At 68.5% G+C, this 26,120-nt stretch carries 23 protein-coding genes; 15 read left to right on the forward strand and 8 right to left on the reverse strand.

Annotation, left to right across the window (positions count from 1 at the left end; genetic code table 11):
• Positions 1-2: 2 nt before the first annotated feature.
• Both FBQ73_RS02790 and FBQ73_RS02795 read right to left on the reverse strand, forming a co-directional pair.
• The gene (locus tag FBQ73_RS02790) at positions 3-875 is read right to left on the reverse strand and encodes a branched-chain amino acid ABC transporter permease (protein ID WP_012113643.1); all 873 of its coding nucleotides are present in this window, start codon (positions 873-875) and stop codon (positions 3-5) included.
• A gap of 227 nt (positions 876-1,102) precedes the next feature.
• Positions 1,103-2,329, reverse strand: a complete 1,227-nt coding sequence (locus FBQ73_RS02795; RefSeq protein ID WP_138398000.1) for an ABC transporter substrate-binding protein — start codon at positions 2,327-2,329, stop codon at positions 1,103-1,105.
• A gap of 331 nt (positions 2,330-2,660) precedes the next feature.
• Between FBQ73_RS02795 and FBQ73_RS02800 the strand changes: the two genes are divergently transcribed.
• The 4 genes from FBQ73_RS02800 to FBQ73_RS02815 all read left to right on the forward strand — a co-directional run bounded on the left by FBQ73_RS02800 (position 2,661) and on the right by FBQ73_RS02815 (position 5,947).
• Positions 2,661-3,644, forward strand: coding sequence for an NAD(P)H-quinone oxidoreductase (locus FBQ73_RS02800; RefSeq protein WP_392567214.1), 984 nt, complete (start codon positions 2,661-2,663; stop codon positions 3,642-3,644).
• Positions 3,641-4,411 carry an SDR family oxidoreductase gene (locus FBQ73_RS02805; RefSeq protein WP_138398002.1) on the forward strand — a complete coding sequence of 257 codons (771 nt, stop codon included), beginning with the start codon at positions 3,641-3,643 and terminating at the stop codon, positions 4,409-4,411. Before FBQ73_RS02800 ends, FBQ73_RS02805 begins: the two co-directional genes overlap by 4 nt.
• 17 nt (positions 4,412-4,428) lie before the next feature.
• Positions 4,429-5,169 (forward strand): SDR family NAD(P)-dependent oxidoreductase, encoded by a 741-nt coding sequence (locus tag FBQ73_RS02810; RefSeq protein ID WP_138398003.1) that lies wholly within the window; start codon positions 4,429-4,431, stop codon positions 5,167-5,169.
• A 61-nt stretch (positions 5,170-5,230) separates the two neighbouring features.
• The gene (locus FBQ73_RS02815; protein ID WP_138398004.1) at positions 5,231-5,947 is read left to right on the forward strand and encodes a FadR/GntR family transcriptional regulator; all 717 of its coding nucleotides are present in this window, start codon (positions 5,231-5,233) and stop codon (positions 5,945-5,947) included.
• A 716-nt stretch (positions 5,948-6,663) separates the two neighbouring features.
• Here FBQ73_RS02815 and FBQ73_RS02820 read toward each other — a convergent pair.
• Positions 6,664-8,265 (reverse strand): serine hydrolase, encoded by a 1,602-nt coding sequence (locus FBQ73_RS02820; protein ID WP_138398005.1) that lies wholly within the window; start codon positions 8,263-8,265, stop codon positions 6,664-6,666.
• Between the two features lie 293 nt (positions 8,266-8,558).
• The gene (locus FBQ73_RS02825; RefSeq protein WP_210236652.1) at positions 8,559-10,871 is read right to left on the reverse strand and encodes a sensor histidine kinase; all 2,313 of its coding nucleotides are present in this window, start codon (positions 10,869-10,871) and stop codon (positions 8,559-8,561) included.
• Positions 10,872-11,173: 302 nt separating this feature from the next.
• On the opposite strand from FBQ73_RS02825, the gene fae reads away from it, so the two are divergent.
• The 3 genes from fae to FBQ73_RS02840 all read left to right on the forward strand — a co-directional run bounded on the left by fae (position 11,174) and on the right by FBQ73_RS02840 (position 13,304).
• A complete protein-coding gene (gene fae, locus FBQ73_RS02830; RefSeq protein ID WP_138398006.1) occupies positions 11,174-11,713 on the forward strand; it encodes a formaldehyde-activating enzyme in 540 nt (179 codons plus the stop codon).
• Positions 11,714-12,057: 344 nt separating this feature from the next.
• Entirely contained in the window at positions 12,058-12,591 is a 534-nt protein-coding gene (locus tag FBQ73_RS02835) for a sigma-70 family RNA polymerase sigma factor (protein WP_246089528.1), read from the forward strand.
• Positions 12,588-13,304, forward strand: a complete 717-nt coding sequence (locus tag FBQ73_RS02840) for a cupin domain-containing protein (RefSeq protein WP_138398008.1) — start codon at positions 12,588-12,590, stop codon at positions 13,302-13,304. The genes FBQ73_RS02835 and FBQ73_RS02840 overlap by 4 nt, the downstream gene beginning before the upstream one ends.
• Positions 13,305-13,413: 109 nt before the next feature.
• On the opposite strand, the gene FBQ73_RS02845 is transcribed toward FBQ73_RS02840, so the two are convergent.
• Positions 13,414-13,953, reverse strand: a complete 540-nt coding sequence (locus tag FBQ73_RS02845; RefSeq protein WP_138398009.1) for a DUF2244 domain-containing protein — start codon at positions 13,951-13,953, stop codon at positions 13,414-13,416.
• A 373-nt stretch (positions 13,954-14,326) separates the two neighbouring features.
• Between FBQ73_RS02845 and nth the strand changes: the two genes are divergently transcribed.
• Complete coding sequence (gene nth, locus FBQ73_RS02850; protein WP_246089529.1) at positions 14,327-15,004, forward strand: endonuclease III; 678 nt, start codon at positions 14,327-14,329, stop codon at positions 15,002-15,004.
• A gap of 9 nt (positions 15,005-15,013) precedes the next feature.
• Here nth and aroB read toward each other — a convergent pair whose 3' ends face one another.
• On the reverse strand, positions 15,014-16,738 hold the full coding sequence (aroB, locus tag FBQ73_RS02855; RefSeq protein WP_138398062.1) for a 3-dehydroquinate synthase: 1,725 nt from the start codon (positions 16,736-16,738) through the stop codon (positions 15,014-15,016).
• A 296-nt stretch (positions 16,739-17,034) separates the two neighbouring features.
• On the opposite strand from aroB, the gene FBQ73_RS02860 reads away from it, so the two are divergent.
• On the forward strand, positions 17,035-17,178 hold the full coding sequence (locus FBQ73_RS02860; RefSeq protein WP_138398010.1) for a potassium-transporting ATPase subunit C: 144 nt from the start codon (positions 17,035-17,037) through the stop codon (positions 17,176-17,178).
• Positions 17,175-18,269 (forward strand): site-specific tyrosine recombinase XerD, encoded by a 1,095-nt coding sequence (locus FBQ73_RS02865; protein ID WP_281278778.1) that lies wholly within the window; start codon positions 17,175-17,177, stop codon positions 18,267-18,269. The genes FBQ73_RS02860 and FBQ73_RS02865 overlap by 4 nt, the downstream gene beginning before the upstream one ends.
• Positions 18,270-18,273: 4 nt before the next feature.
• On the opposite strand, the gene FBQ73_RS02870 is transcribed toward FBQ73_RS02865, so the two are convergent.
• Positions 18,274-18,837, reverse strand: a complete 564-nt coding sequence (locus FBQ73_RS02870) for a nitroreductase family protein (RefSeq protein WP_138398011.1) — start codon at positions 18,835-18,837, stop codon at positions 18,274-18,276.
• A 229-nt stretch (positions 18,838-19,066) separates the two neighbouring features.
• On the opposite strand from FBQ73_RS02870, the gene FBQ73_RS02875 reads away from it, so the two are divergent.
• Both FBQ73_RS02875 and FBQ73_RS02880 read left to right on the forward strand, forming a co-directional pair.
• On the forward strand, positions 19,067-20,140 hold the full coding sequence (locus FBQ73_RS02875; protein ID WP_138398012.1) for a hypothetical protein: 1,074 nt from the start codon (positions 19,067-19,069) through the stop codon (positions 20,138-20,140).
• 118 nt (positions 20,141-20,258) lie between these two features.
• Positions 20,259-20,615, forward strand: a complete 357-nt coding sequence (locus tag FBQ73_RS02880; RefSeq protein ID WP_138398013.1) for a c-type cytochrome — start codon at positions 20,259-20,261, stop codon at positions 20,613-20,615.
• 64 nt (positions 20,616-20,679) lie between these two features.
• On the opposite strand, the gene thrS is transcribed toward FBQ73_RS02880, so the two are convergent.
• Positions 20,680-22,662, reverse strand: coding sequence for a threonine--tRNA ligase (thrS, locus tag FBQ73_RS02885; RefSeq protein WP_138398014.1), 1,983 nt, complete (start codon positions 22,660-22,662; stop codon positions 20,680-20,682).
• Between the two features lie 451 nt (positions 22,663-23,113).
• On the opposite strand from thrS, the gene FBQ73_RS02890 reads away from it, so the two are divergent.
• From FBQ73_RS02890 to FBQ73_RS02900, 3 genes are all read left to right on the forward strand, one after another.
• The gene (locus tag FBQ73_RS02890) at positions 23,114-23,743 is read left to right on the forward strand and encodes a L,D-transpeptidase (protein WP_392567216.1); all 630 of its coding nucleotides are present in this window, start codon (positions 23,114-23,116) and stop codon (positions 23,741-23,743) included.
• 39 nt (positions 23,744-23,782) lie between these two features.
• Positions 23,783-24,796 (forward strand): amino acid ABC transporter substrate-binding protein, encoded by a 1,014-nt coding sequence (locus FBQ73_RS02895; RefSeq protein WP_138398016.1) that lies wholly within the window; start codon positions 23,783-23,785, stop codon positions 24,794-24,796.
• A gap of 279 nt (positions 24,797-25,075) precedes the next feature.
• A complete protein-coding gene (locus FBQ73_RS02900) occupies positions 25,076-26,104 on the forward strand; it encodes an MBL fold metallo-hydrolase (RefSeq protein WP_138398017.1) in 1,029 nt (342 codons plus the stop codon).
• The last annotated feature ends 16 nt before the right edge of the window (positions 26,105-26,120 follow it).

A 26,120-nucleotide genomic window follows, 5' to 3' on the forward strand; every position in this document is an offset into this window, starting at 1 on the left:
TGTCACTCCGTGCCGCGGCCGAGGCCGAACAGGCCGGTGGGCTTGAAGATGAGGATCAGGAGGAACAGCGCGAAGTAGACGACCTCTTTCAGGTCGGGCGCGATGTAGTAGCCGGAGAGGCTGTCCACGAGGCCGATGATCATGGCCCCGAAGAAGGCGCCGTACATGGAGCGCATGCCGCCCAGCACCACCACCACGAAGGCGGTGAGCACGAAATAGGTGCCGATGGTGGGTGTCACGGGGTAGAGCGGCATCACCAGCGCGCTGGCAAGGCCCACGCAGGCCGCGCCCATGCCGAAGGCGATGACGTAGATCTTGTCCACCTTCACACCCATGAGCAGCGCCGCGTTGCGGTTCTGCGCCGTGGCGCGGATGGCGCGCCCCAGCGCGGTGGACTGCATGAACAGATGCAGTCCCGCCACCAGCGCCAGCGCGCAGACGAACATCACGATCTGCCCCTTCACCAGGGTGAAGCCGGCGACCTGGACCGAGCCTTGCGCCGCCGAGGGCGGCACCGAATAGAGGTCGGCACCGAACAGCAGCAGGGCGAGGTTCACCAGCGCGGTGGACAGGCCCACCGTGGCGAAGATCTGGATGTGTTCGTCGGCGGAGAGCAGCGGCTGGATCAGGAAACGCTGCACCAGCGCGCCGAGGGCGAACAGCAGCAGCACCACGGGAATCGCGGACGCATAGGGATGCAGGCCGAACTTCGCGGCGAGTAAATAGGCCGCATACATGCCGACCATCAGGAATTCGCCATGGGCGAAGTTCACCACCCGGACGATGCCGAAGATGAGGGTGAGGCCAACGCTGATGATGGCATACATGCTGCCAAGCAGGATGCCGTTGAGCACCAGCTGAATGAGAACGTCCATCGCGCTCCGCTCCAGTAGTCCGCAGGGTCTTTCGGCACGGAGGCCGGACATGGGGTGGATAGCTTGGGGGTGAACCGGCTTGGGGGTGAACCGGCTGGATGCATGCCCCCGCGCGAGGCCAGATCGCGCGGGGGCTGCGCGGCGGCCGGTCAGGGGCGCCGCAGGCAATCGAGAAGCTGTTCAGACGAAGCGGAACCCGATCCGCCTGAGGAAAGCATTCCCGATGATCAGTTGGAGCCGACGCCGACCTTCATCTTGGCCACCGCCGCCGTCTCGGGGAACACAGTCACGAGGTTGCCGCCCTGCCACTGCATGAGGAACGGCTTGGCGCGGGTGTTCTGGCCCTGCTCGGAGAATTTGGCGCCCCAGCCGGTGGCGGTCTCGCCCACGGGGATGTCCACCTTCATCACGGCGGCGCGCACCTTGTCGGCATCCGTGCTCTTGGCGGCGGCGATGGCGTCGAAGAACACCTTGGCACCCATGTAGTTGGCAAGCGAATGGCCGGAGCGCGGATCAATGCCGTACTTCGCCTTGTACTTGGCCACGAATTCCGTAATGCCGGGGGCGGCCTTGGGGTTCGTGTTGTACTGGGTGAAGTCCACGTCGAGGGCGCCTTCCATGTTCTCCGCGCCCACTGCCATCATGGTGTCGCGGGTGGAATAGCCGCCGCCAGCGCCCATCACCGCCTTGGGCTTGTAGCCCTGATCCTTCATCTGGCGGAAGAACAGCACGGTGTCGTTCTGGTAGGAGGTCTGCAGCACCACGTCCACGCCGGCCGACTTGAGGCGCAGGATGACTGGAGTCAGATCCACGGACTTGGCGGAATAGGGCAGGGTTTCCACCACGTTGAGACCCATCTCCTTGGCGCGGGTCTTCTGATAGCCGGAGACCGTCTGACCGTAGAGGCTGTCCTCGTGGATGATGCCGACCTTCAGGTCGGCGGGCTTAATGCCAAGGGCCGGGGCAATGGCCTCAATGACGGAATCCACCATGCGGTTGGCGAAGTCACGGGCCGTGGCGTTGGTGCGGTAGACATATTTGAAGCCGCGCTCCGTGATGGGATCGGACACCGCGCCAAGTTCGAAATAGGGGATGCCGGCGAGCTCGGTCACCTGCGTCGCCGCCAGCGACAGGGACGAGGAATAGGTGCCGAAAATCGCCGAGACCTTGTCCACCGAAGTCAGGCGCCGGGCTTCGCCCACCGCCTGGTTGGGATCGACCGCGTCGCCCTTGATGAACTCGATCTTCTTGCCGTCGATGCCGCCGGCCGCGTTGCGCTCTTCAACCGCCAGCTCGAAGCCGCGGAAGCTCTCATCGCCCAGCAGGGCGAGGCCGCCGGAGAAGGGATAGAGGGCGCCAAATTTGATGGTGCCCTGGGCCGCCGCGGGTCCCGCGAACGGGGAGGCGGCAACAAGCAGTGCGGCGGCAAACGCCGCCCGCGCGAAACTCTTCATCGTCTCCTCCCTCGTCCGGCGCGTCTGCGACCGGCCCTTGCAACCCGTTATTCGGGAACGATTTTTAAGTGCCAGATGGCGGACGAGCGGACATTGCCGCCCGTCAGACGCTGCGGATAATGCAGATAACCAAGTTGCCTGACAAGTGGGACTTATGTAGTTTTCCCGCACCGAGGTGTCCGCCGCCAAGGGGCACCGGCCAAGTGCCGCGCAACGTGCTCGGCGGAAGGCTCTGAACGCTAGAAAAAGACGGCGTATCCCATCCGGCCTGCCCTGCAGGTCGATCGGCGCGCTTCACGGAGGAATGCTCGTGATTGAAATTCCCAGTTCCATGCGTCAAGCCCGATTCACCGGTGCCGGCGGGCCGGAGGTCATTGCCATCGAGACTGCGCCGGTGCCGCGCCCCGGGCCGGGGCAGGTGCTGGTGGAAGTTGTGGCCGCCGGCGTTAATCGCCCCGACTGCCTCCAGCGCGCCGGCAATTATCCCCCGCCTCCCGGTGCCACGGAGATTCCGGGCCTTGAGATCGCGGGACGTGTCGTCGCGCTCGGCGACGGTGTTGATACTCTGAAGATCGGCGACGAAGTCTGCGCCTTGGTGATTTCGGGCGGCTATGCCGAGTATTGCGTGGCCGAAGCCCCGCTCTGCCTGCCCATTCCCAAGCCGCTTTCGATGCTTGAGGCCGCCGGCCTGCCGGAAAACTATTATACCGTCTATGATAACGTCTTCACCCGTGGCCGCCTGAAGGCGGGCGAAACCATCCTCATCCATGGCGGATCAAGCGGCATCGGCTCCACCGCCATCCAGTTGGCGCACCATGCCGGCGCCCGTGTCATCGCCACCGCCGGCTCGCCGGAGAAGTGCGACTTCTGCCTGAAGCTGGGGGCGGACGCCGCCATCGACTATCGCGCCAAGGATTTCGTGGCCGAGGTGAAGGCGCTGACCGACGGGCGCGGCGTGGATGAGATCCTCGACATGGTGGGCGGCCCCTACGTGGCGCGGAACCTCCAGGCGCTGGCGGTTGAAGGGCGCCTGGTGCAGATCGCCTTCCTCCAGCCGAGCGAGGTCACCATCGACCTCATGCCGGTGATGCTGAAGCGCCTGACCTTCACCGGTTCCACCCTGCGCGCCCGCTCCGTCGCGCTGAAATCCGAAATCGCGGAAGCGCTGAAGCGGGACGTGTGGCCGCTGCTGGAGGCTGGCAAGATCAAGCCCTTCGTCCACGCCACCTTCCCGCTGGATCAGGCGCGGGAGGCCCATGCGCTCATGGAATCGAGCGCCCACCTCGGCAAGATCATGCTGGAGACCGGACGGTGAGCCTGTCGTCTTCCCCCGTCGTTTTCGTCACTGGCGCCGGGCGCGGCATCGGCCGCGCCATGGCGGACGCCCATGCGGATGCCGGCGCCGCCGTCGCCTATGTGGACTTTGATCCCGCCCTCGCGCAGGAGGCGGCCAACGCCGCCATCCTGCGTGGGGTGAAGGCCGTGGGGCTTGCGGCGGACGTGGCGGACTATGCCGCCGTTGAAGCCGCCGCCCGAGCCGCCGCCGAGGCGCTCGGGCCAGTGAGCGTGCTGGTCAACAATGCCGGCATCTCGCCCAAGGGTGGGGCCGACGGGCGCCGCGCCGAGGCGCCCGACATGGATCCGGCGGAATGGCGGCGGGTGATCGACGTCAATCTCACCGGCGCCTTCAATTGCGTGCGCGCGCTGTCGCCGGGCATGAAGGCGTTGGGGCAGGGCCGCATCGTCAACATCTCGTCGGTGGCCGGGCGCACTTATTGCGACATCGTGGGGGTGCATTATGCCGCCTCCAAGGCCGCCCTCATCGGCTTTACCAAGCATCTTGCGGGGGAGCTGGGGCCTTACGGGATAACGGTGAACGCCATCGCCCCCGGCCGCATCGATACTCCCATGGTGCGGGGCACCGCCACCGCCGCCAACGAGGCGGTGCGGCTGGTCACGCCCCTGCGCCGCCTCGGCCAGCCGGAGGAGGTGGCAGAGGTCTGCCGCTTCCTGTCGTCGGACGCCGCCGCCTTCGTCACCGGCCAGGTGATCGACGTGGCCGGCGGCTGGCTGATGACCTGAAGTTCGGGAGGATCTCCATGTTCGACTTCAGGAACCGGACCCTGCTGCTCACCGGTGCCAATGGCGGCATCTCCCGCGCCATCGCGGAGACCTTCTTCGCGCTCGGTGCCAATTGCGTGCTCACCGACCTGGACGAGGCGGGCATCGCCGCCTTCGCCCGGGAGCTGGACCCCAGCGGCGCCCGCGCCGTCGGCATCCGGCAGGATGCGGCCAGCCCCGCCGACGCCGACCGCGCCCTCGCGCTGGTGAAGGAGCGTTTCGGCGCGCTGGACGTGCTGGTCACCTCCGCCGGCCTCTACCGCGACCGCAAGGTTGCCGAGATGACCGACGCCCACTGGCGCACCGGCATCGCTGTCAATCTCGATGGCGTATTCTACACCTGCCGCGCCGCCATTCCGCATTTCTCCGAGACTGCGGCCATTGTGAACGTCGCCTCCATGGCGGGGCATCGCGGCAGCGTGGGGCATGCGGACTATGCGGCGGCCAAGGGGGCGGTGCTCAATTTCTCCCGCACGCTGGCCATGGAACTGGCGCCCCGGGTGCGGGTGAATTCCGTGTCCCCCGGCCTCATCGACACGCCCATGGTGCGCGGCCTGATGGATGCCAACGGCGCGGCGCTGATCGCCGGGACGCCGCTAAAGCGGCTCGGCACGCCGCAGGAGGTCGCCCGGGTGGTGGCCTTCCTCGCCTCCGACTGGGCCAGCTTCGTCACCGGCGAGACAGTGCATGTGAACGGCGGGCTCTATATTGCAAGTTGAGTTTGCAGGGAGAGCCGCGCGGTTCTGCGCGCGGCTCGGTCGGCTGAGCTAGGAGCAACGGATGGCCCAACCCCGCGACATCATCGGCCGGGCGCCCTCCCTCGCCGAGACGCTGGCGCACCGGCTCCGGGAGGAGATCGCCTCCGGCCGCCTGCAGCCGGGCGAGCGGCTGCCCACCGAGCATCAGATGGCCGAGACCTACGGCGTGAGCCGGCCCATCGTGCGCGAGGCGGTGGGCCGGCTGAAGCATGACGGCCTCGTCACCACCCGGCAGGGGGCGGGCGCGTTCGTGGCCGAGCCGGGCGCCGCCTCCACCTTCCGGCTCGACATCGCCGATTTCAGCGACAAGGTGGAGATGCGCGCCATCGTCGAGCTGCTGATGGCGGTGGAGGCCACCGCCACCGCCCATGCCGCGGTGCGCCGCACGGACGAGGACCTCGCCCGCATCAGGGAGCAGCTCGAAGCCATGCAGGAGGCCATCGTCCGTGGCGAGCCGGGCGTGGACGAGGACATGGCCTTTCATCGCAGCATCGTGGAGGCCACGGGCAATCCCTACTTCCGCGACCTGTCCCAGTTCCTGGACCACCGGGTGCGCCATTTCATCCGCACGGCGCGGGCGAACACGGCCCGTCATGGCGGGCTGGCGCAGGCGGTGCAGCGTGAGCACGATGCCATCTTCGCCGCCATCGAGAAGAAGGACCCCGTCGCCGCCCGCGCCGCCGCCGAGGAGCACCTGCGCAACGCCGCTGCCCGCCTCGCGGTCTATCTGGGACCATGAGGGGGAAGGTTTGTTCCTCGTGGTGTGCGCCGGAGCCTTGTTGCGCTGCCGCTGAACCCTCTCCCGCTCGCGGGGGAGGGCAGGGTGGGACCGGAGGCTTCCGCAATCGCGCCCCTGCGGGGCAAGGCCGCGTCCCATTTCGCTACACCCGTTCGCGCCGGGGCGGCACGCAGCCAGAACGCAGCGTGTCCGAATCGGTTCTTGGCGTTCTTTCCCGGTTCGTTCCTTCCGGGGCCTTTGGTTCGGCGCCCGGCATGTTGTCCTCTCCCCTGCCCGCGGAACGGGGGCGGGGCTTCTCCACCCCGTCGCCCTTGACCGGAGGGCCCATCTCGCCGCTTTGCAAGCCCCCGCTCCAGAGGAGCGGTGCGATCCCGCTTGCGGGGGAGGGCAGGGTGGGGGCTGGTGCCTCCCCACCCGTGCGGATCTCCGCGGGTAGGGCTCTGCCCCCTCCCCAACCCTCCCCCGCACGCGGGAGAGGGGGCGGGCCGGCGGTTCCCCGCCCATCTCACCATCGTCGCCCTCCGGCTTGACCGGACGGCCCATCTCGCCGCTTTGCAATCCCCCGCCGCCTTGCTCTCCCGCCGCCTTGTCCAGGCCGGGCCATGGGCCGTCCGGTCAAGCCGGACGGCGACGGCGCGTGGGGGCCTGAAAGCGCGGCCCCCGCCCCAACGCTGCTCCGCCGCCTATCCCGGCGGGGGCCCTCTCGCCGCTCGCCCTCACCGCCGCTCGAAGGTGCCGAGGCCGTTTTCGTTGAAGAATTCCACCTTCATCCGCCGGTCCGAGAAGGTCACCTGCGACACCGATCCCACTGGCGCCGTCTCCTCGCCCTCGGGGCGGAAGATGAAGTCGTCCCCGCTCCAGTGGTCGAGGATGAACACGCGTGGCTTCGGCCCCACGGTGAGGACGAGGCGGCCCTTCTCTTCGCTCACCCGCGCCTCGCCGAAATAGGCATTGGCGTAGGTGCCCACATAGGTGGCAAGCGGCTTGGCCGGCGCGGGCTTGGCGGGCGCGCTCTTGCCGGCGAGGGCGCCGAGTGGCGTGTAGAGCGGATCGATGAGCAGGCCATAGGCCGTGAGCCAGTCGCGCGTCACCGTGCCGAACTGGGCAAGGTCCATGAAGCTGGCGGAGAGGGCTTCAGGCGCGCCCGTGGGCTGGGCATTGGTGAGCACCACGATGCCCAGCTTCTCGGAGGGCAAGAGCACGTAGGTGGTACCGGCGCCGAGAATGAAGGCGCCGGAATGGTCGATCATCACCCGGCCGGCCGGCGAGACGTTCACCGAGAAGCCATAGCCATAGAAGCCGGCGCGGGCATCGGGGGCATAGGCGGGCGAGGAGATCATCTCCGGCCGCATGGCCGGCAGCAGCGCCTTCTCGGGCACGATCTGCCGGCCCTCATAGGTGCCGCCGCCCAGCACGAAGCCGAGCCAATGGGCCATGTCCCGCACGGACGAACTCACCCCGCCCGCCGGGGACTGGGCCTGTGGATCGCGCTGGAACTTCGCTGCGAAGGTCTTGCTCTCCCCGATCTTGCCGACCCGCACATGGGGCACGGCGCGGTTGGAGCGGGCCATGTAGTCGGCAAAGCGCGAGGAGGTGGAAGCCATGCCCAGCGGCTTGTAGAGCACCTCGTCGGACAAGGTCTCCCAGTCCTTGCCCGCCGCGCTGGCCACCGCCTCGGCGGCGGCGGTGACGCCGAAATTGGTATAGGCATAGGAGACGCGGAACGGGGCGAGGGGCAGCTTCTTCAGCCGCTCCAGCACCTGCCGGCGATCGTAGCCGAGGTCTTCCAGCTCGTCGCCGGCATGGTCCGGCAGGCCCGAGCGGTGGCTGTAGAGATCGGCGATGGTGACATGCTCGGACACCCAGTCGTCGTTCAGGGCGAACCAGGGCAGGAGGTCCTCGACCGGGGTGTCCCATTTCACCGTGCCCCTGCCCACCTCGTGGGCCACCACGCCGGCGCCCACCGACTTGGACAGGGAGGCGAGCTGGAACACGGTGTCCGCATCGATGGCCGCGCTCTCGCCCACCTTGCGCACGCCATAGCCCTTGAGGAACACCGTCTTGCCCTCGTGCACCACGGCCACCGCGAGACCGGGAATGCCGGAGCGCTCCATGAGGTCCCGGGCGAGGGCGTCGACCTTGCCCACCGCGCTCTCGATCTGCCCCTTGGGGATGGGCACTCCCGATGTCTGCGGCGGCGGCCGGGAGGCGTCGATCTGGGTCTGGGCGAGGGCCGGGGAGGCGAGGAGGAGGAGGGCAAGAGCGGTACAGGACAGGCCGGCGCGCCGGCCGGCTCGTGGGAAACGCCTGTGGGCCATGGGTGATGCCTCCATGCACCTGCGCTCACCGGCGCAGGCTGCTTGTGGCTCCAGGCTTAGCGGCAGGGGCCGGAGGCCCGCAAGGGGGCGGGTGGAGCAGGACCGGCGGGGAACCGCGAGGGACGCCGGGGCTGGGGGTTAGGGGCTATCCCCCGTGTTCCCGAACACGCCGCCGGGCCGGTGGGCGGACGGGATCCTGACTACGTGCCGTGCCTCGGCTTCCTGCTGCTGCTCTCGGCGGGCGGGGAGAGGGCAACGACAACGGCTGAGGCCCTCAGTCCGGGCCCCCGCCCTCACATCACCGCGGCCAGCCTCGGCGTCTCGTTGGAGTTGGCGGCGCGGCCGTTCACCGGTAGGCGGACGATGACGGTGGTGCCCTGCCCCTCGATGGAGCGGATGCGCATGGCGCCGCCGTGCAGCTCCACCAGCGACTTGGCGATGGCAAGGCCGAGGCCCGAGCCCTTATGGGTCTTGGTGAACTGGCTTTCCACCTGCTCGAACGGCCGCCCGATCCGCGCCAGTGCGTCCTTGGCGATGCCGATGCCGGTGTCCTCGATGGCGATCACCGCTGCCGCGCCGTTGACGCGGGCCTTCACCGCGATGTTGCCGCCCTCGGGGGTGAACTTCACCGCGTTGGACAGCAGGTTGAGCAGGATCTGCTTCAGCGCCCGACGATCCCCCTTGATGGCGAGGTTGTGGGCCGCCGCCATGGTCATGGTGATGTTCTTCTCGTCGCCGTTCACCGCCGTGACGCGCAGGGCGTCGGCGATGATGTCGTCGAGGGCCAGGTCCTCCACCTCCAGCTGCATGCGGCCGGCCTCGATCTTCGACATGTCGAGGATGTCGTTGATGACGTCGAGGAGGTAGGTGCCCGAGCCTTTGATGTCGGTGCAGTATTCGGCGTATTTCTCCGAGCCGAGCGGGCCGAACATGCCGCTCTCCATGATCTCCGAGAAGCCGATGATGGCGTTGAGCGGCGTGCGCAGCTCGTGGGACATGTTGGCGAGGAACTCGCTCTTGGCGCGGTTGGCGTCCTCGGCCTTGTTGCGCTCTTCCGAATACTTCTCCGCCAGTTCCGCCAGCTGCTGGGCCTGGTGCTCCAGGGTCTGCTGGGACTTGCGCAGGTCGGCCACCAGCGCCATCAGGCGCTTCTCATTGTCCATGAGGCGCTCCTCGTGGCGCTTCATGGTGGTGATGTCGGTACCCACCGAGACGTAGCCGTTGTCCTTGGTGCGGCGCTCGGCGATCTTCAGCCAGCGGCCGTTGGAGAGCTGGGCCTCGAAGGCGCGCGAGCCCTCCTCGGGCTTGTCCTCGGGCTTGAGTGGGGTGCGGGTGATGGGGTGGCGGCCCACCGAGGCGATCACGTCGAAGGGCGTGCCGGCGTGGATGGCCTCGTCGGGCAATTCGTGCAGGGACTGGAACTTGGAATTGCACAGCACCAGCCGGTTCTGGCTGTCCCACAGCACGAAGGCTTCCGAAATGCTCTCGATGGCGTCGCGCAGGCGCATGTCGGCGGTCACCGTGCGCTCGGCCATGCGCTGGGCCTCGGTGACATCCATGGCGATACCGATGAGGTGGGGGCCGTCCTCGCCCTGCTGCTGGACCACTTCGGCGCGCATGCGCAGCCATACGAAGTCGCCCTTGGCGGTGCGCATGCGGAACACCCGGTCCACCGGCGTGCCCGGGCGCTCGGCCAGCTCCTGGGCCAGCTCGTAGAGGTCGCCGTCGTCGGGATGCACGAGCTTGGCGATCTCGCCGAAGGAGACCAGCTCGTCCTTGCGCTCCAGCCCGAGGATCTCGAACATGGTGTCGGACCAGTACATGCGCCCGCGGGCCATGTCCCAATCCCACATGCCGCAGCGGCCGCGGTTGAGCGCGGTGTCGATGCGCCGGCGCACGGTGTCGTAGATGGCGTCCGCCTCGCGCGCCCGGCTCGCCTGCCAGTGGAACGAGAAGCCGAGGATCAGCAGCACCGTGCCGGTGGTGGTGAACAGGGTCACCGTCAGCGTGGTGGAATCCGACCAGGCCGCCAGCGCCCGCTCGGTGGGCTGGAGAAAGACGATCTGGCCGAGCGGTGCGTTGAGGTTGCGCACGGTAGCGAGCGCAGTGCCCTCGCCGAACGGCACTTCCAGCACGCCGGCGCGCTCGGCGAAGATGACGAGGGGCTGGGCGGGATCGATCAGGTCGGCAAGGGTCGCCGGCGCCTCGCCACGGGGGGCGGAGGCGATGATGCGGCCCTGGGCGTCGGTGACATAGGCGCGCCGTCCGCTTTCGGTGGCGCGGGGGGGCAGGCTCTCGTCGAGGGCGGAGGGCACGCGGGCAAGAGCATTGCCGGCGCGCAGGGTCAGCCCCTCGGCGGTGGCGAGGGCCAGGAGGGAGAGATCGTCCTTGGCGTTGTTCAGCTCGGCCACGCGGTGGGCGTGGATCTGCACCACCGCGCCGACCCCGATCACCACCAGGAAGGTGACGATGAGCGCCGGGACGATCCGGCGCAGGACCGGTTCCGCATCAAGCAGGCGCTGGTAGGCAGGGCGCGCGATCGACCGTGCCAGACCTCGAATGGCTTGGTCGCGCACGCCTACGCTCTCAGCGTTGGCGCGTGCCATCGCCGGTCTCCTCCGGGTGTCCGGGGGCATCGAGCGGCCTACTGCTCTTGAAGCCCCCACGTCCTAGATCTGGAGGGACGTGCCGCATCTCTCCGAATCGAGCCCATTGGAATCGAATCGGGTGGCTGTTGTCTAGAGTCCAGCCGAGTCAAGAGGCGGAAAATTGCGGTCACGCTTTGGTTTTCGCCGGTTTTCGGGGCGGTGGATAGCGATGTTCGCCGCCGGTGGCCGGAGCGACGCTGGGTCGCCGTGGACGGGGCGGCAGCGGGGTGCTTCTGTGCCGTCCCAAACAGGAGGAAAACATGACCGACATCTGGTTCAAGGCGGGTGAAGCGACGGTTCTCGCGGCGGAGGGGCAGGCCACCGACGCCATGCCGGAAGTGCTGATCGGCTCCGTGCGCGGCCCGGTGGGGCAGGCGGTCGCCTCCATGATGGGGCAGGTGCAGGGCCACACCCGCATGTTCGTGGTGCGCGACCTGAACCAGCTGGTGCGCCCGCTGACCATGATGACCACCAAGGCCACCATCCACACCGCCGAATATGTGGACCTCCTCGGCGGCGTGGTGCAGGCCGCCATGGGCGACGCCATCATCGATTGCGTCAGCGAGGGCATCCTGCCCAAGGACGAGGTGGACGAACTGGCCATGATCATCATGGTGTGGCTCGATCCGCGCTGTGCCGAGGATCCGGACCTCGACAAGGCCGACCTCTACCGCACCAATTACGAGGCGACCAAGCTCGCCATCTCTCGCGCCATGAAGGGCGAGCCGACCATCGACGAGCTGATCGCCAATCGGAAGACGGTAAAACACTACGCCCTGGAAGGCGTGGTCGACTACTGAGCGGCCCGGTCGCTGCCGAGGTCACGGTGACGTTGGTGGAGGTCTTCCGGGGGCTGGGCTAAGGTCGCGGCGCGCGCGGCGCAATCGGGGGCTCGTATCATCCGATTGCGTCCACGCTTCGTATCGAGTGCATGGATGTCGCCGAGCCCTGTCTTCTGGTTCCCTCTCTCCCGCCGTCGCCCCGGGCGCGGGCGCGGGCGCTGCCGCGTGGCGGGCGTCCGGCCGGGCTGTTTGCCGGTCCGGTGGCTGGATCCGCCAGTGGGCTTCCCGACGGCGGCACGTCTGCCGGGCTGCCTGATATGAGCGCGGCCCCACCGGTGTCCGCGCCCCGCCCGGGGGCCGACATGAGCGCCCTCGTCGTCGCCATTGCCCGCACCGGGGATCGCGAGGCCTTCGCTCTCCTGTTCCGGCATTTCGCGCCACGGGTGAAGGCCTTCCTCATGCGCAGCGGCCTTGCCGCCAATACGGCGGAGGAACTGGCGCAGGAAACCCTGCTGACAGTGTGGCGAAAGGCGTCCTATTTCGACCCGACTCGCGCCGCTGCCTCCACCTGGATCTTCACCATCGCCCGCAACCTCTCCATCGACATGAAGCGCCGTGAGCGCAATATGGGTACCGTCGACTTGGACGCGGTGGACGAGGAGGCCGACGAGACCTCCGGCGAGACCATCCTCATGAGCGCCGAGCGCGAGGCGCGGGTGCGGGCGGCCCTTGCCAAGCTCTCCGAGGAGCAGGCCGCCATCGTCCGGCTCTCCTTCTTTCAGGAGAAACCCCATTCGCAGATCGCGCAGGAGCTGGGCATTCCGCTCGGCACCGCCAAGTCGCGCGTCCGGCTGGCCCTGAGCCGCCTGCGGACGCTGCTGGAAGATTTGAAATGAGCGTTCATTCCCATCCCGGCGACGACACCCTGCTGCGCTATGCGGCAGGTGTGCTGCCGGCCGGCCCGGCCCTGCTGGTGGAAATCCATCTTCAGGCCTGCCCGCACTGCCGCGCCGCCGTGCGCCGCTTCGAGGCGGTGGGCGGCGTGCTGCTGGATGCGGCCGAGCCGGCGGCCCTCGCCGGCGACGCCTTCGCCCGCACCCTGGCGCGGCTTGGCCCCGCGCCGGTGTCTGGGCCGGTGTCCGGCGGCCTGACGGGCAGCGGCGCCCGGCGCGATCATCTTGAGGCCGGACCGTCGGGCTCCGCCGCCGCGCCACGTGCGGAAGGGCTGGTGCTGCCGGATGGCGTCCGCCTGCCGCGACCGCTCGCTTCCCGCCGCATCGGCGCCATGATGCCGGTGGCCCCCGGCGTTCGGATGGGGCGGGTGCATGTGCCCGAGGATGGGCAGTCCAATGTCTTCCTGTTCCAGATCGGCCCGGGCCGGGCCATTCCCCGTCACACCCATGCCGGAACGGAATATACTCACGTCATCTGCGGCGGCTTCAGCGATCCGTCCGGCCACTACGGTCCCGGCGACTTGGTGGAAGCTGACGGTGACGTGGATCATTCGCCGCGCGTGGACGACGATGGAACCTGCATCTGCCTCGCCGCCTTCGAGGGCCGGCTGCGCTTTCATGGCCTGCTGGGCGTTGTGCTGCGGCCCTTCATCTAGAGCGTTCTTCGCTCGCCCTAGCTCACGAAAATCGCTCTAGAGTCTTGCTTTGACGCGTTTTCTTCACGCGAAATGGTACCCGTTTCGCTGAAAAATGCTCTGAGGGCGCTCAGAAGGAATTGCGCGGCACGCCCTTCTTCACCACGGACAGGGCGTGGGAGAGGTCGGTCGCCAGCTCGGCCTTCTGGTCCGGTCCCAAAAAGCGCCCCACCGGCACCGTGCGCGGGCCGCTGACGAGGGCGACATCCAGTGTGCCGTGGTCCTCGTCGTCCTCCCGCGTCAGGCGGGTCCAGAACGGGTTGAGCCGGGTGATGGTGCGCCGCCCGCGCGCCGGCTCGCGCCGCACCTCGATGACGCTGGGGGTGACGAGGATATGCTCGCGCGCCCGCGCCGAGCGGAAGCTGGCGCGGAAGGCGATATAAATCAGCAGCACGTCGAGGCCGAAGAAGCCGAAGATGGGCCAGGCCCCCATGGCGAGGAAGCCGAGCCCGGTGACGAGGCTGACGCCGCCGACGCCCATCATCACCATGCGAAAGCCGCGCGGGGTGAGCGAGCGATGCGGGGCAAGCGTCACCGCATAGACGACGGGTTCCTCCGGGAAGGCCTCGTCCCCTTCGGGTGCGGTATCACGGTCGCTGGCTTGGGGCATGGACCGACAGTATACCGGAAAAATGCCGCTCAAGATCACTCCGCCCAAACCTTCCGTTGCGACCGAGGATGGTGTGCCCAAGACGGGGCCCGCCGGGACGGGAGCAGCCAAGTCTGGTGCTGTCAAGTCCGCTGTTTCCGCACCGGCAGCGAAAGCCAAGACCGGCGGCGGCAAGACCGGCGGTGGCAAGACCGGAGCAAAGGCCACGGCCGGGACGGGCGCACCCAAAGGCGGCGCCAAGGCTCCGGCCAAGCTAGCCGCCAAACCGGCTGCGAAGCCCGCCACGAAGCCCGCCACGAAGCCCGCCTCCACGGGCAAGCGCAGGCAGGTCGCTCCCCCGCCGCCCGGCCCCGCACCCCGCCGCAACAAGGCGGTGGCGAATGCGGCGGCCGCCGCCCACGGCAAGACGCTGCTTGCCTGGAGCGAGGAAGAGATCGCCGAGGCCTTCGCTCGCTTCGAGGCGCAGGACCCCGAGCCCAAGGGCGAACTCAACCACACCGATGCCTTCACCCTGCTGGTGGCCGTGGTGCTCTCGGCGCAGGCCACCGATACGGGGGTGAACAAGGCCACCACCGGCCTGTTCGCCGCCGCCGCCACGCCCGCCGCCATGGTTACGCTCGGGGAGGAGGAGGTGGCCCGCCATATCCGTACCCTTGGCCTCTATCGCGGCAAGGCGAAGAATGTGGTGGAGCTGTCCCGCCTGCTGCTGGAGCGCCATGCCGGCGTGGTGCCGCGCGACCGCGAGGCGCTGGAGGCGCTGCCGGGGGTGGGCCGCAAGACCGCCAATGTGGTGCTGAACATCGCCTTCGGCGCGCCCACCATCGCGGTGGATACCCACCTGTTCCGGGTGGCCAACCGCACCGGCCTTGCGCCCGGCCCGACGCCGCTGGCGGTGGAGCTGGGCCTTGAGGCGCGCATCCCTGACCACTTCAAGCTGCACGCCCACCACTGGCTGATCCTGCACGGCCGCTACATCTGCAAGGCGACCAAGCCCGAATGCGGCCGCTGCATCATCGCGGATCTCTGCCGCTGGCCGGAGAAAAGGTTCTGAGGCGGCGCCTCAGCGCATCTCCGCCAGGAAGGCGCGCACCTCGTCCGGGTTCACGTCTTTCGCCACGAAGGCCTCGCCGATGCCGCGCACCAGGATGAAGGTGAGCGCGCCGCGGCTCACTTTCTTGTCCTGGGCGATGAGGGTCATCAGACCGTCGGTGTCCGGCAGGTCGCCCGGCACGTCGGAGATTTTCGTGGGCAGGCCGGCGGCTTCCAGGTGCCGCACCGCCCGCGTCACATCCTGCCCCGGGCACAGGCCGAGCCGCGCCGAGAAGGCGAAGGCCAGCGCCATGCCGATGGCGACGCCCTCGCCGTGGAGCAGCCGGCTGGAATAGCCGGCGCCCGCCTCCAGCGCGTGGCCGAAGGTGTGGCCGAGATTGAGCAACGCCCGGTCGCCGGTTTCCTTCTCGTCCCGGGCGACAATGGCGGCCTTGGCCATGCAGCTGGCCGCCACGGCGGTGATGCGCTCCGGCCCGCCGTTGATGACGCCGGCAAAGTCGCGCTCCAGCGTGTCGAACAGGGCGCGGTCGCCGAGCAGGCCGTATTTCACCACTTCCGCATAGCCGGCGCGCACTTCGCGCACGGGCAGGGTGTCGAGCGCTGCGGTGTCGGCCAGCACCAGAACCGGCTGGTGGAAGGCGCCGACCAGGTTCTTGCCCTGGGGCGAATTGATGCCGGTCTTGCCGCCGACGGAGGAATCCACCTGGGAGAGCAGGGTGGTCGGCGCCTGGACCACGTCCACTCCGCGCCGCAGCACCGAGGCGGCGAAGCCCGCAAGGTCGCCCACCACGCCGCCGCCCAGCGCCAGCACCAGGTCGCGCCGCTCGATGCGGGCTGAAATCAGCCCTTCCACCACCTGCTGCAGGCCGGGCCAGCCCTTGGTCTTCTCGCCCGGCTCCACCACGATGGCGGTATGGTCGATGCCGGCGGCGGATAGCGAATCCTGAACCGTCTTCAGGTGGCCGGCGGCCATCACGTTGGAGTCGGTGACGATGGCGACCCGCGCGCCCTTGCGCAGCACGGTCACATGGGTGCCCGCCTCGGCCAGAAGGCCGGGGCCGATATAGATGTCATAGGGCCGCCCGGCCAAGTCCACGCGCACGGTGCTGCGGGTGATGTCGCCGACGGCGAGAGGCTCGGGCTCGGCATGAGCCAGATCGGCGGGACCAAGGGGGGCGGACATGGAACGGGTCCCTTCGGGATACTGGATGAGATGACGGTGAACGGCGCCGATCACCTCTTCCACCACCATCTCGTGCACCACGTCGCGGCTGTCCACGATCACGTCGGCGAGGGCGTAGGTGTCGCCGCGCTGCTGCAGCAGGGTGGCAAGCTTCTGCGCCGGGTCACCCTGGGCGAGGAGGGGGCGGTCGGTGCGCTTCTTCACGCGCTTGAGCAGGGTGTGGAGGTCGGCGCGCAGCCAGACGGAGACGCCCTGGCGGGCCACCGCGTCGCGGGTCTCGCCGTTCATGAAGGCGCCGCCGCCGGTGGCGAGCACGCTGGGGCCGGACTGGAGCAGGCGCGCCACCACCCGCTTCTCGCCCTCGCGGAACTCCACCTCGCCACGGCGGGCGAAGATTTCCGGAATGCTCATGCAGGCGGCGCGCTCGATCTCCTCGTCGGCGTCGACGAAGGGCAGGCCGAGCCGCTTGGCGAGCCGCCGCCCCACCGACGATTTGCCGGCCCCCGGCATGCCCACCAGCACAATGGAGCGGCGCCCGAGGCGGCGAACCATGTCGACAGGCGTCGTGGAGACGGGCGCGGCCTCGGCGGCTTCGCTGGTCCCGGCTTCGCTGGTCTCGGCGTCCTTGCGGGACGGGGGGATGTTCTGGGTCTGCACCCGCGCCTTCCTCGCTGCGGCGGCTTGGCCGTGCGCGTGCAAACCTGCGCGCGAACGGCGGACCGGACGGGTGCGGCTCTAGCATCCGCAACGCGAGCCGGCAATGCGGTTGAACAAGACAGCCCGGCGTGGCACCTCTCAAACGGAGGGGCCGCGCGGGTCGATTCGCGGCCCGGCACGAGGAGGCGAAGGTGCCGACGCTCTTCCGCTTGCTGGCGGTCCTGGCCGTGCTGTGCGGCCTCGCTTATGCGGCCATGTGGGCGCTCGCCAACAAGGTGGAGCCGCTGCAGCGCGAAATCAGCTTCACCGTGCCCGCCGAGAAGATCGGCAAATGAGCAGTGAAGGGCTGCCCCAAGACGGGCTGCCCCAAGAAGGGCCGCCCGAAAACGGGTCGTCCGAAGGCACGCCACCTGAAAAGGGTCCTTCCAGGAAGATCCTTTCCGCATCCGGGCCGCTGGCGCTGTTCCTGGACATGCAGGCGATCGAGCGCGGTGGCGGGCCCAACACCCTCGACGCCTATCGCCGCGACCTCACCGACCTTGCCGAATTCCTCGCCCCCGTATCCCTCGCCGAGGCCGACACATCGGCGATCCGCGCCTATCTAGCGGACCTGTCGGCGCGGGGCTTCGCCGCCACCACGGTGGCGCGGCGGCTGTCGGCCCTGCGCCAGTTCTACCGCTTCCTGTTCGCCGAGGGTCACCGCGCCGACGATCCAGCTGCCGTGCTGGAAGGCCCGAAGCGTGGCCGGCCCCTGCCCAAGGTGCTGAGCGTCGCCGAGGTCACCCGACTCATCGACACCGCTCATTCGCGCGCCGCGCAGGCCGAGGCGAGCCTGAATGCGGGGCAGGGGGGTGATGGGCAGGGCGATGAGACGCCGGCAGCGGGCGCGGCGAGGGCCGGTCGGGGCGAACTGCTGCGGCTGCGGCGCGTCGCCTGCGTGGTGGAACTGCTCTATGCCAGCGGCCTGCGCGTGTCCGAGCTGGTGGCGCTGCCCGCCGCCGCCGCCCGGGCGCAGGGCGAGGCCATCCTTGTCACCGGCAAGGGGCGCAAGGAACGCCTCGTTCCGCTTTCGGGACCGGCGAAGGTGGCTATGCTGGCCTTTCTCGCCGCGCGGCGGGCGGCGGGGCTGGAGGCCTCGCGCTGGTTATTCCCCACCGGCAGCGAGAGCGGGCATGTCACCCGCCAACAGGCGGCGCGGGACCTGAAGGAACTGGCGCTGGCGGCGGGGCTCGATCCGGCGAAGCTGTCGCCTCACGTGCTGCGCCACGCCTTCGCCAGCCATCTTTTGGCCCATGGCGCCGACCTGCGGGTGGTGCAGACCCTGCTCGGCCATGCCGATGTCTCCACCACCCAGATCTACACCCACGTCCTCGACGAGCGGCTGAAGAGCATGGTCCGCGACCTGCACCCGCTCTCGGACGAGTGAGCCGTCAGAACCGGGTCACCACGGCGGCGAGGTCGGGGCGGGGACGGTCTTCCAGCTTCTGGGTGGCGGTGCCGATATAGATGAAGCCGGTGATGCGCTCGAAGGTTTCCAGGCCCAGCGCCGCGCGGGCGGCGGCATCGTAGGTCGGCCATTCGGAGAGCCAGGTGGCGCCATAGCCGAGGGCGGCGGCGGCGATCAGCAGGTTCTGGCAGGCGGCGGCCGAGGACATGAGCTGCTCGAATTCCGGGATCTTCACATGCGGCGCGGCGCGCGAGACCACCGCCACCACCACCGGCGCGCGCAGGAAGCGCCCGCGCTCGTCCTCCAGCCGCTTTTCAGACACGCCGGGATCGGCCTCCGCCAGCACGTCGGCGAGCTTTGCTCCGGCCCGCGCGCGGCCCTCGCCCTCGAACACGATGAAACGCCACGGGGCGAGCTTGCCATGGTCCGGCACGCGGGAGGCGATGGTGAGGATGGTGTCCAGCTCGTCCGCCGAAGGGCCCGGCTCGATCAGGTCGATGACGCGGGACGAGCGGCGGGTGGCGAGGAGTTCGAGGGCGTCGGGCATGGGGCAATGGCTCTGTTGAAGAATGGGGAGAAGCAAGGCGGGTAGAGCGGCACCATAAGGGCAAGTGCCGCCGGTTTGAACAGGGTTGGGGCCGGCAAGGATGCGGGCGAAAAAGCCGGCGCGCGGCCCTTTCTCCTGCCGGCGTCCGGCCGGCTCCGGCGCGGCGGTACGAAGCTGACGCAACGGCTCAGACTTGAATCCGCCCCGAATATTGTGCACGTCAGCACACATGATCCGCTTTGCTCGCGCTTTTGGCCGCTCTCCTGCCGTTCGCCGCCCCGTGCCGCGCCGCCGGGGACTGCGGCTTGCGGCGCTGGCGTGCGCCGCGCTGGCCGTGGCCGCGCCGGTGCTCGCCCTCCCGCGTGATGCCATCGCACAAACCATGCAGTTCCTCGGTCCGCCCGCCGCGCCGCCGCCGGCCGGGCCGTTCCAGACCCCGCCCAACGTGCCGCGTCCGGCCTTCCAGGCTCCCGGCGGCGGAGCCGCCGTCCCCGCCCCGTCGAGCCGCGAGCCCCATGCGGTGCTGCCCCAGGCCCCGCCCGGCAAGGCGGCGCTCGGCGTGTTCGCCCGGTTCGGGGCCGAAGGCGCGGCGATCCCCCGCGGCCTCGTCTGGCGCGTGTTCGCCGACCAGCCGGAAAGCACCGGCGCCTTCCCGCTGGTGGCGGAAAGCTCCGAGGCGACGCCGGTCTTCTTCCTCAATCCGGGCGGCTATATCGTCCACGTGTCCTACGGCTTCGCCACGGTCGCCCAGAGGGTGCAGATGGGGCCGCTGTCGCGCCGCCAGGCGTTCGACGTGCCGGCCGGCGCCCTGCGCCTGTCCGCCGACGTGGAGGACAAGCCCATTCCCGCGCAGAAACTGACCTTCGACATTTTCGAAGGGTCGTTCCTGCAGGGCCGCACCTCCAGCCAGCCCTATTATCGCGGCGCCGGCGCCGGCGAGGTGGTGTTGCTGCCCGAGGGCACCTACCACGTGGTATCCACCTACGGCGACGCCAACGCGGTGGTGCGGGCGGACGTCACCGTCGCCCCCGGCAAGCTCACCGACGCTACCGTGCACCATCGCGCCGCCCAGATCATGCTGAAGCTGGTGAAGGTCGCGGGCGGCGAGGCGCAGGCCGACACCCAGTGGACAGTGATCACCCCCGGCGGCGACACCATCAAGGAATCCATCGGCGCCTTCCCCACCTTCGTGCTGTCGGAGGGCGACTACACCGCCATCGCGCGCAAGGACGGCAAGAATTTCAGCCGCGAAATCAAGGTGGAAGCCGGCAAGAACCTGGAAATCGAGGTGCTGGCGAAATAACGCGCCAGCCCGGCCTGAAGCCGCACCCACCAAACATCCGGACGGAGCTGCCCCGCCGTCCTGCCTGAACCCAGACGCGCCCGGAGCGGGCGCCGGACACTGACAGGGGAGGACGAGAATGGGGTCCCGCTTCGCAGCCTTTCATCTTGCGGGGGCGGCCGTCGCCGTGAGCGCCATCATCGCCGCAATGGCGACCGGCATGGTGTCCGCGCCTCCGGCTCAAGCGGCCGATGCCGCCGCAGGCCGTGCCCTTGCGGAGCGCTGGTGCGCCACCTGCCATGTGGTGGGGGAGGCCCCCCAGAGCGCGGCGAGCGATGCGCCCCCCTTTACCGCGATCGCTGCGCGCGACGGTGACATTTCGCCGGCATGGCTCGCCTTCCGCCTGCTCGTCCCCCATCCGCAGATGCCTCAGGTGTCGCTCTCCCGCGCGCAGGCGGCCGATCTTTCCGCTTATCTGGCGACGCTGAAGAAGTAGCGGCCTCAGAGGTGAAAAAGGCGGGAGGCCTGCCCCCCCCGCCGTTTTCATTCCCTGCTGGTCCTCACGCCGCGTGCTGGGCTTTCGCCAGCGCCTTGCGCTTGAGGTCCGGCGGCACGGCTTCATCCACCAGGGCAGCGACCACCTCGTCCAGCGTTCCGCCGGTCTGGGCATTGGAGCCGAGGCGGCGAATGGAGAGGGTGCGCTCGGCCGCCTCCTTCTTGCCTGCCACCAGCAGCACCGGGACCTTGGCCAGAGAGTGCTCGCGCACCTTCAGATTGATCTTCTCGTTGCGCACGTCGAGTTCCACGCGCAGGCCTTCCGCCTTCAGCAGCTCCGCCACCTCGGCGGCATAATCGTCCGCATCCGAGGTGATGGTGGCCACCACCACCTGGGTGGGGGCGAGCCAGAGCGGGAAGTGGCCGGCGAAATGCTCGATGAGGATGCCGGTGAAGCGCTCCATGGAGCCGCAGATGGCGCGGTGGATCATGACCGGCGTCTTCTTCTGGCCGTCGGCGTCCACATAGAAGGCGCCGAAGCGCTCCGGCAGGTTGAAGTCCACCTGGGTGGTGCCGCACTGCCATTCACGGCCGATGGCATCCTTCAGCGTGTACTCGAACTTGGGGCCGTAGAAGGCGCCCTCGCCGGGCAGGATGCCGGTCTTGATGCGCCCGCCCGAGGCGGCCTCGATCTGGCCGAGCACGCGGGTCATCACCTCCTCGGCGTGGTCCCACACCGCGTCCGAGCCCACACGCTTTTCCGGGCGGGTGGAGAGCTTCACGACGATCTCGTCGAAGCCGAAATCGGCGTAGGTAGAGAGGATCAGGTCGTTGATCTTCAGGCACTCGGCCGCCATCTGCTCCTCGGTGCAGAAGACGTGGGCGTCGTCCTGGGTGAAGCCGCGCACGCGCATGAGCCCATGCAGCGCGCCGGACGGCTCGTAGCGATGCACCGCGCCGAATTCGGCAAGGCGCATGGGCAGGTCACGGTAGCTCTTCAGACCATGCTTGAAGATCTGCACATGGCCGGGGCAGTTCATGGGCTTCAGCGCGAACACGCGCTCGTCGTCGGTCTCGTCGCCGGCCGACTGCACCTTGAACATGTTCTCCTTGTACCAGCCCCAGTGGCCGGAGGTCTCCCAAAGCGAGGCGTCGAGCACCTGCGGGGCGTTGACCTCGCTGTAGTCGGCCTTCAGGCGGCGGCGCATGTAGGCCACAAGCTCCTGGAACAGGGTCCAGCCCTTAGGGTGCCAGAACACCGTTCCGGGGCCTTCCTCCTGGAAGTGGAAGAGATCCATCTCGCGGCCGAGGCGGCGATGGTCGCGCTTCTCCGCCTCCTCCAGGCGATGGATGTAGGCGGCCAGCTCCTTCTCATCCTGCCAGGCGGTGCCGTAGATGCGGGTGAGCATGGGGTTGTTCGAATCACCGCGCCAATACGCGCCCGCCACCTTCATCAGCTTGAAGGCGTTGCCGATCTTGCCCGTTGAGGGCATGTGCGGGCCGCGGCAGAGGTCGAACCATTCGCCCTGCTTGTAGATCTTCACATCCTGATCGGCGGGGATGGCGTCCACCAGTTCCACCTTGTAGCCCTCGCCCTTGGCGGCGAACACGCGCTTGGCCTCGTCGCGCGTCCACACCTCCTTGGTGAAGGGGCGGTCGCGGGCGATGATCTCGCGCATCTTCTTCTCGATGAGCGGCAGGTCCTCGGTGGTGAAGGGGGCGTTGCGGGCGAAGTCGTAATAAAAGCCGTTCTCGATCACCGGGCCGATGGTCACCTGGGTGCCCGGCCACAGCTCCTGAACCGCCTCGGCCATGACGTGCGAGCAGTCGTGGCGGATCAGTTCCAGCGCGCGCGGGTCGTCGCGGGTGACGATCTCCAGCTTGGCGTCGCGGGTGATGGGCTCGGACAGGTCGGTGAGCGCGCCGTCGAGGGTGACGGCGACCGCCTTCTTGGCCAGGGATTTGGAGATGGCGGCGGCAATGTCCGCGCCGGACGTCCCCTCGGCATAGTCGCGCTTGGCGCCGTCGGGGAAGGTCAGGGAAATCATTTGGCAACTCCTTGTCGCCCACTCCTGCGGACCACGCAGGTAGGCGTCTTTTCATGGTCACGCGGGTCTTTTAAGCGAGAGCGGGCGCCCGCGTCCAGAACGGGGGATTGAGGGGGACCGGCGGGTAATGTTCACGCGGATGTGCCGAGGTGGATACCGTTCGGCAACGCTTTGGGTGGAAAATGCTGCACTGCTCGGGCCGCGACCCCCCTTTTCCTCGCGCGCGGCCTCGGCTAATCCCGTGAGCGGGGTCGTGAGTGTTCGCCATGCCGGCGTCGTCCGACCGGGCCTGATGGATCGGGTCCGGATCGGGGGCAGGGCGGTTCACGCCGGGGAGGGGAATAGGTTGGCCACGGAGCGGATTTTCCTGCCCCGGTTCCGACCTATTCACGTGTCACCGCTGTCAAAAGGGCGGATTCTGCCCTCGGACGCGTAAAGAGAGGCCGGCATGATGCCATCCACGTTCAAGACCTTGACCTTCGCCGCCCTGCTCCAGGTCGGCGTGTTCGCCTTCGCTTCCGCCGCCAGCGCCCAGGTCGGCCCCCGCGGCGCGCCGGGCGCCGTGATGGACATCGACGACCAGCCGGGCCTCGAGGCGCCGCAGGACGACTACGCCCAGATGGACCCGGCCTTCCGCCGCCAGCCGGTGTATTTCCGCACCACCGAGAAGCCCGGCACCATCGTCATCCACACCAACGAGCGCTTCCTGTACCTCGTGCAGGGGGACAACCGCGCCATGCGCTACGGCATCGGCGTGGGCCGCGACGGCTTCCAGTGGTCCGGCCTCAAGAGCATCGAGCGCAAGTCCGAGTGGCCCGACTGGACTCCCCCGCCGGAGATGATCCAGCGCCAGCCCTACCTGCCGCGCTTCATGGCCGGCGGCCCCGGCAATCCCATGGGCGCCCGCGCGCTCTACATCAGCGGCACCGTCTACCGCATCCACGGCACCAACCAGCCGCAGACCATCGGCTTTGCCGTGTCCTCGGGCTGCTTCCGCCTCGTGAACAGCGACATCATCGACCTCTACGGCCGCGTGCCCGTGGGCACCAAGGTCGTCGTGCGTCAGCAGGCCGCCCTCTGAGGGCGGTCCTTTTTCTCCTTATTCTCACTGGGGGCATTCATGAAGACGATCCTGGCGCTACTGGCCGGCGCCACCTTTGCGCTTGCCGCAACGGCGGCTTCGGCGCAGACCCTGAAGACGGTGAAGGACCGCGGCGAGCTGGTCTGCGGCGTGTCCAAGGGCCTGCCCGGCTTCTCGGCTCCCGACGCCTCCGGCAAGTGGACCGGCTTCGACGTGGACGTGTGCCGGGGCCTGGCCGCCGCCATCTTCAACGACCCGAACAAGGTCAAATTCGTGCCGCTGTCGGCGGACGAGCGTTTCCCCGCCCTCACCAAGGGTGACGTGGACGTGCTCTCGCGCAACTCCACCTGGACCCTGGAGCGCGAGGCCAAGCTCGGCCTGCTGTTCGCCGCCATCAATTATTATGACGGCCAGGGCTTCCTGGTGCGCGACGCCCGCAAGGTCACGTCCGCCCTTGAGCTGGGCAAGTCCAAGGTCTGCGTCCAGGCCGGCACCACCGCCGAGGACAATACCAAGGATTATTTCGCCGCCAACGGCATGGCGCTGGAACTCGTCACCCTGCCCACCAGCACCGATCTGGTGAAGGCCTATGAAGAGGGCAAGTGCGACACTCTCACCACGGACGTGTCTCAGCTTTATGCCCTGCGCCTGACCATGGCGAAGCCCGGTGACCACATCGTGCTGCCTGACGTGATCTCCAAGGAGCCCCTCGGCCCCGTGGTGCGTCAGGGCGACGACCAGTGGTTCAACCTCGTCAAGTGGACCATCTTCGGCATGATCAATGCCGAGGAGCTGGGTGTGTCCACCGCCACCATCGACGCGGCGCTTGCCTCCAAGAAGCCGGAAGTGCGCCGCCTCGTGGGTACCGACGGCAATTATGGCGAGCAGCTGGGCGTGACCAATGATTTCGTCGTGCGCATCGTGAAGGCAGTGGGCAATTACGGCGAAAGCTTCGAGCGCAACGTGGGTGCCGCCTCCAAGCTCGGCATTCCGCGCGGCATCAACCAGCTGTGGAGCATGGGCGGCATCCAGTACGCCCCCCCGGTGCGCTGAACCGCGTCCTTTTCCACGCTCATAACGATGGCCCATGAGCTTGTCTCATGGGCCATTCTCATGGGCCATCGTTCAAGCCCGCGCGGCACGTAAGCGAAGCCCACTTGGCATCGGTCAACGACCAAGGCCGATGGCATTGAGGGTTTGAAGGGCCGGTCCGTTTCCGCGGGCCGGCCCTTTTCGCTCGCGGCGATGTGAGAGCGAAATACCGTTGCGGCATCGACCTTGCGATACCTCCCGCCTAATCTCCCCTCGTCTTCATGCAGCGAGGAGAGATTGATGACCGAGGTTTCTCGGCGGACGCTTCTGGCCGGAACTGCGAGTGCCACGGGCGCCATGCTCGCGGGTGCAGGCACACTGGCCGGTGGCCTTGTGGCAGGAAGCACAATGGCAAACGCACAGACTCCTCCGGCCGCGCCCGCTGCCGCCGCACCGCGGGCCGGACAGGTGCCGAGCGCCTATCGCTACAAGGTGGGCGACGTGGTGGTCACCGCCGTGTCCGACGGCATGCGCACCATTCCCCTGTCCGACACCTTCGTGCGCAACCAGCCCCGCGACGCGGTGAACGCGGCCCTGAAGGCGGCCTTCCTGCCGGAGAACGAGGTTCCCATCTCCTTCACCGTGCTGCTGCTCGACATTGGCGGCAAGCGCGTGCTGGTGGATACCGGAAACGGCGGCAAGCCGGGGCCGGTGGGTCAGGTGCGCTCTACCCTCGCCGGGATCGGCGTCGATCCGGCCACGGTGGATCACGTCATCATTTCCCACTTCCACCCGGACCACATCAACGGCCTGCTCACCCCAGAAGGCGCGCCGGCCTACCCCAATGCGCAGCTGAGCGTGCCCGCGCGCGAGTGGGCGTTCTGGATGGACGAGGGCCAGCTGAGCCGCGCCCCCGATGGGCTGAAGCCCAATTTCCAGAATGTGCGCCGCGTGTTCCAGCCGTTCGGCGACAAGGTGGAGCGCTACGCCTGGGACAAGGAACTGGCCCCCGGCCTCACTGCGGTGGGCACGCCCGGCCATACGCCGGGGCACACCTCCTTCACGCTGGCTTCCGGCTCCGACGTGCTCTTCATCCAGTCCGACATCACCAACCTGCCGGCCCTGTTCGTGCGCAATCCCACATGGCACGCAGTGTTCGACATGGACCCGGTGATGGCGCAGGAGGTGCGACGCAAGACCTATGAGCGGCTTGCCGGCGAGCGCACGCAGGTGGCCGGCTATCACTTTCCCTTCCCCGGGGCGGCGCATCTGGAAAAGGACGGCGAGGGCTTTCGCTACATCCCGGTCTACTGGCGCCCGGTGCTGTGAGCCGGCCGGGCTCTTA

Source organism: Xanthobacter autotrophicus (assembly GCF_005871085.1).
Classification (GTDB): Bacteria; Pseudomonadota; Alphaproteobacteria; order Rhizobiales; family Xanthobacteraceae; genus Xanthobacter; species Xanthobacter autotrophicus.

Bases quoted from the DNA above. Each gene is read 5' to 3' on its own strand.
- FBQ73_RS02825 (WP_210236652.1), bottom strand. From the start codon at position 10,871: ATGGCACGCGCCAACGCTGAGAGCGTAGGCGTGCGCGACCAAGCCATT.
- FBQ73_RS02870 (WP_138398011.1), bottom strand. From the start codon at position 18,837: ATGCCCGACGCCCTCGAACTCCTCGCCACCCGCCGCTCGTCCCGCGTC.
- FBQ73_RS02890 (WP_392567216.1), top strand. From the start codon at position 23,114: ATGCCATCCACGTTCAAGACCTTGACCTTCGCCGCCCTGCTCCAGGTC.
- FBQ73_RS02835 (WP_246089528.1), top strand. From the start codon at position 12,058: ATGAGCGCCCTCGTCGTCGCCATTGCCCGCACCGGGGATCGCGAGGCC.
- FBQ73_RS02880 (WP_138398013.1), top strand. From the start codon at position 20,259: ATGGGGTCCCGCTTCGCAGCCTTTCATCTTGCGGGGGCGGCCGTCGCC.
- aroB (WP_138398062.1), bottom strand. From the start codon at position 16,738: ATGGTTCGCCGCCTCGGGCGCCGCTCCATTGTGCTGGTGGGCATGCCG.
- FBQ73_RS02900 (WP_138398017.1), top strand. From the start codon at position 25,076: ATGACCGAGGTTTCTCGGCGGACGCTTCTGGCCGGAACTGCGAGTGCC.
- FBQ73_RS02810 (WP_138398003.1), top strand. From the start codon at position 4,429: ATGTTCGACTTCAGGAACCGGACCCTGCTGCTCACCGGTGCCAATGGC.
- FBQ73_RS02840 (WP_138398008.1), top strand. From the start codon at position 12,588: ATGAGCGTTCATTCCCATCCCGGCGACGACACCCTGCTGCGCTATGCG.
- FBQ73_RS02875 (WP_138398012.1), top strand. From the start codon at position 19,067: ATGATCCGCTTTGCTCGCGCTTTTGGCCGCTCTCCTGCCGTTCGCCGC.
- FBQ73_RS02845 (WP_138398009.1), bottom strand. From the start codon at position 13,953: ATGCCCCAAGCCAGCGACCGTGATACCGCACCCGAAGGGGACGAGGCC.
- FBQ73_RS02800 (WP_392567214.1), top strand. From the start codon at position 2,661: ATGCGTCAAGCCCGATTCACCGGTGCCGGCGGGCCGGAGGTCATTGCC.
- thrS (WP_138398014.1), bottom strand. From the start codon at position 22,662: ATGATTTCCCTGACCTTCCCCGACGGCGCCAAGCGCGACTATGCCGAG.
- FBQ73_RS02895 (WP_138398016.1), top strand. From the start codon at position 23,783: ATGAAGACGATCCTGGCGCTACTGGCCGGCGCCACCTTTGCGCTTGCC.
- FBQ73_RS02815 (WP_138398004.1), top strand. From the start codon at position 5,231: ATGGCCCAACCCCGCGACATCATCGGCCGGGCGCCCTCCCTCGCCGAG.
- FBQ73_RS02790 (WP_012113643.1), bottom strand. From the start codon at position 875: ATGGACGTTCTCATTCAGCTGGTGCTCAACGGCATCCTGCTTGGCAGC.
- fae (WP_138398006.1), top strand. From the start codon at position 11,174: ATGACCGACATCTGGTTCAAGGCGGGTGAAGCGACGGTTCTCGCGGCG.
- FBQ73_RS02795 (WP_138398000.1), bottom strand. From the start codon at position 2,329: ATGAAGAGTTTCGCGCGGGCGGCGTTTGCCGCCGCACTGCTTGTTGCC.
- FBQ73_RS02865 (WP_281278778.1), top strand. From the start codon at position 17,175: ATGAGCAGTGAAGGGCTGCCCCAAGACGGGCTGCCCCAAGAAGGGCCG.
- FBQ73_RS02820 (WP_138398005.1), bottom strand. From the start codon at position 8,265: ATGGCCCACAGGCGTTTCCCACGAGCCGGCCGGCGCGCCGGCCTGTCC.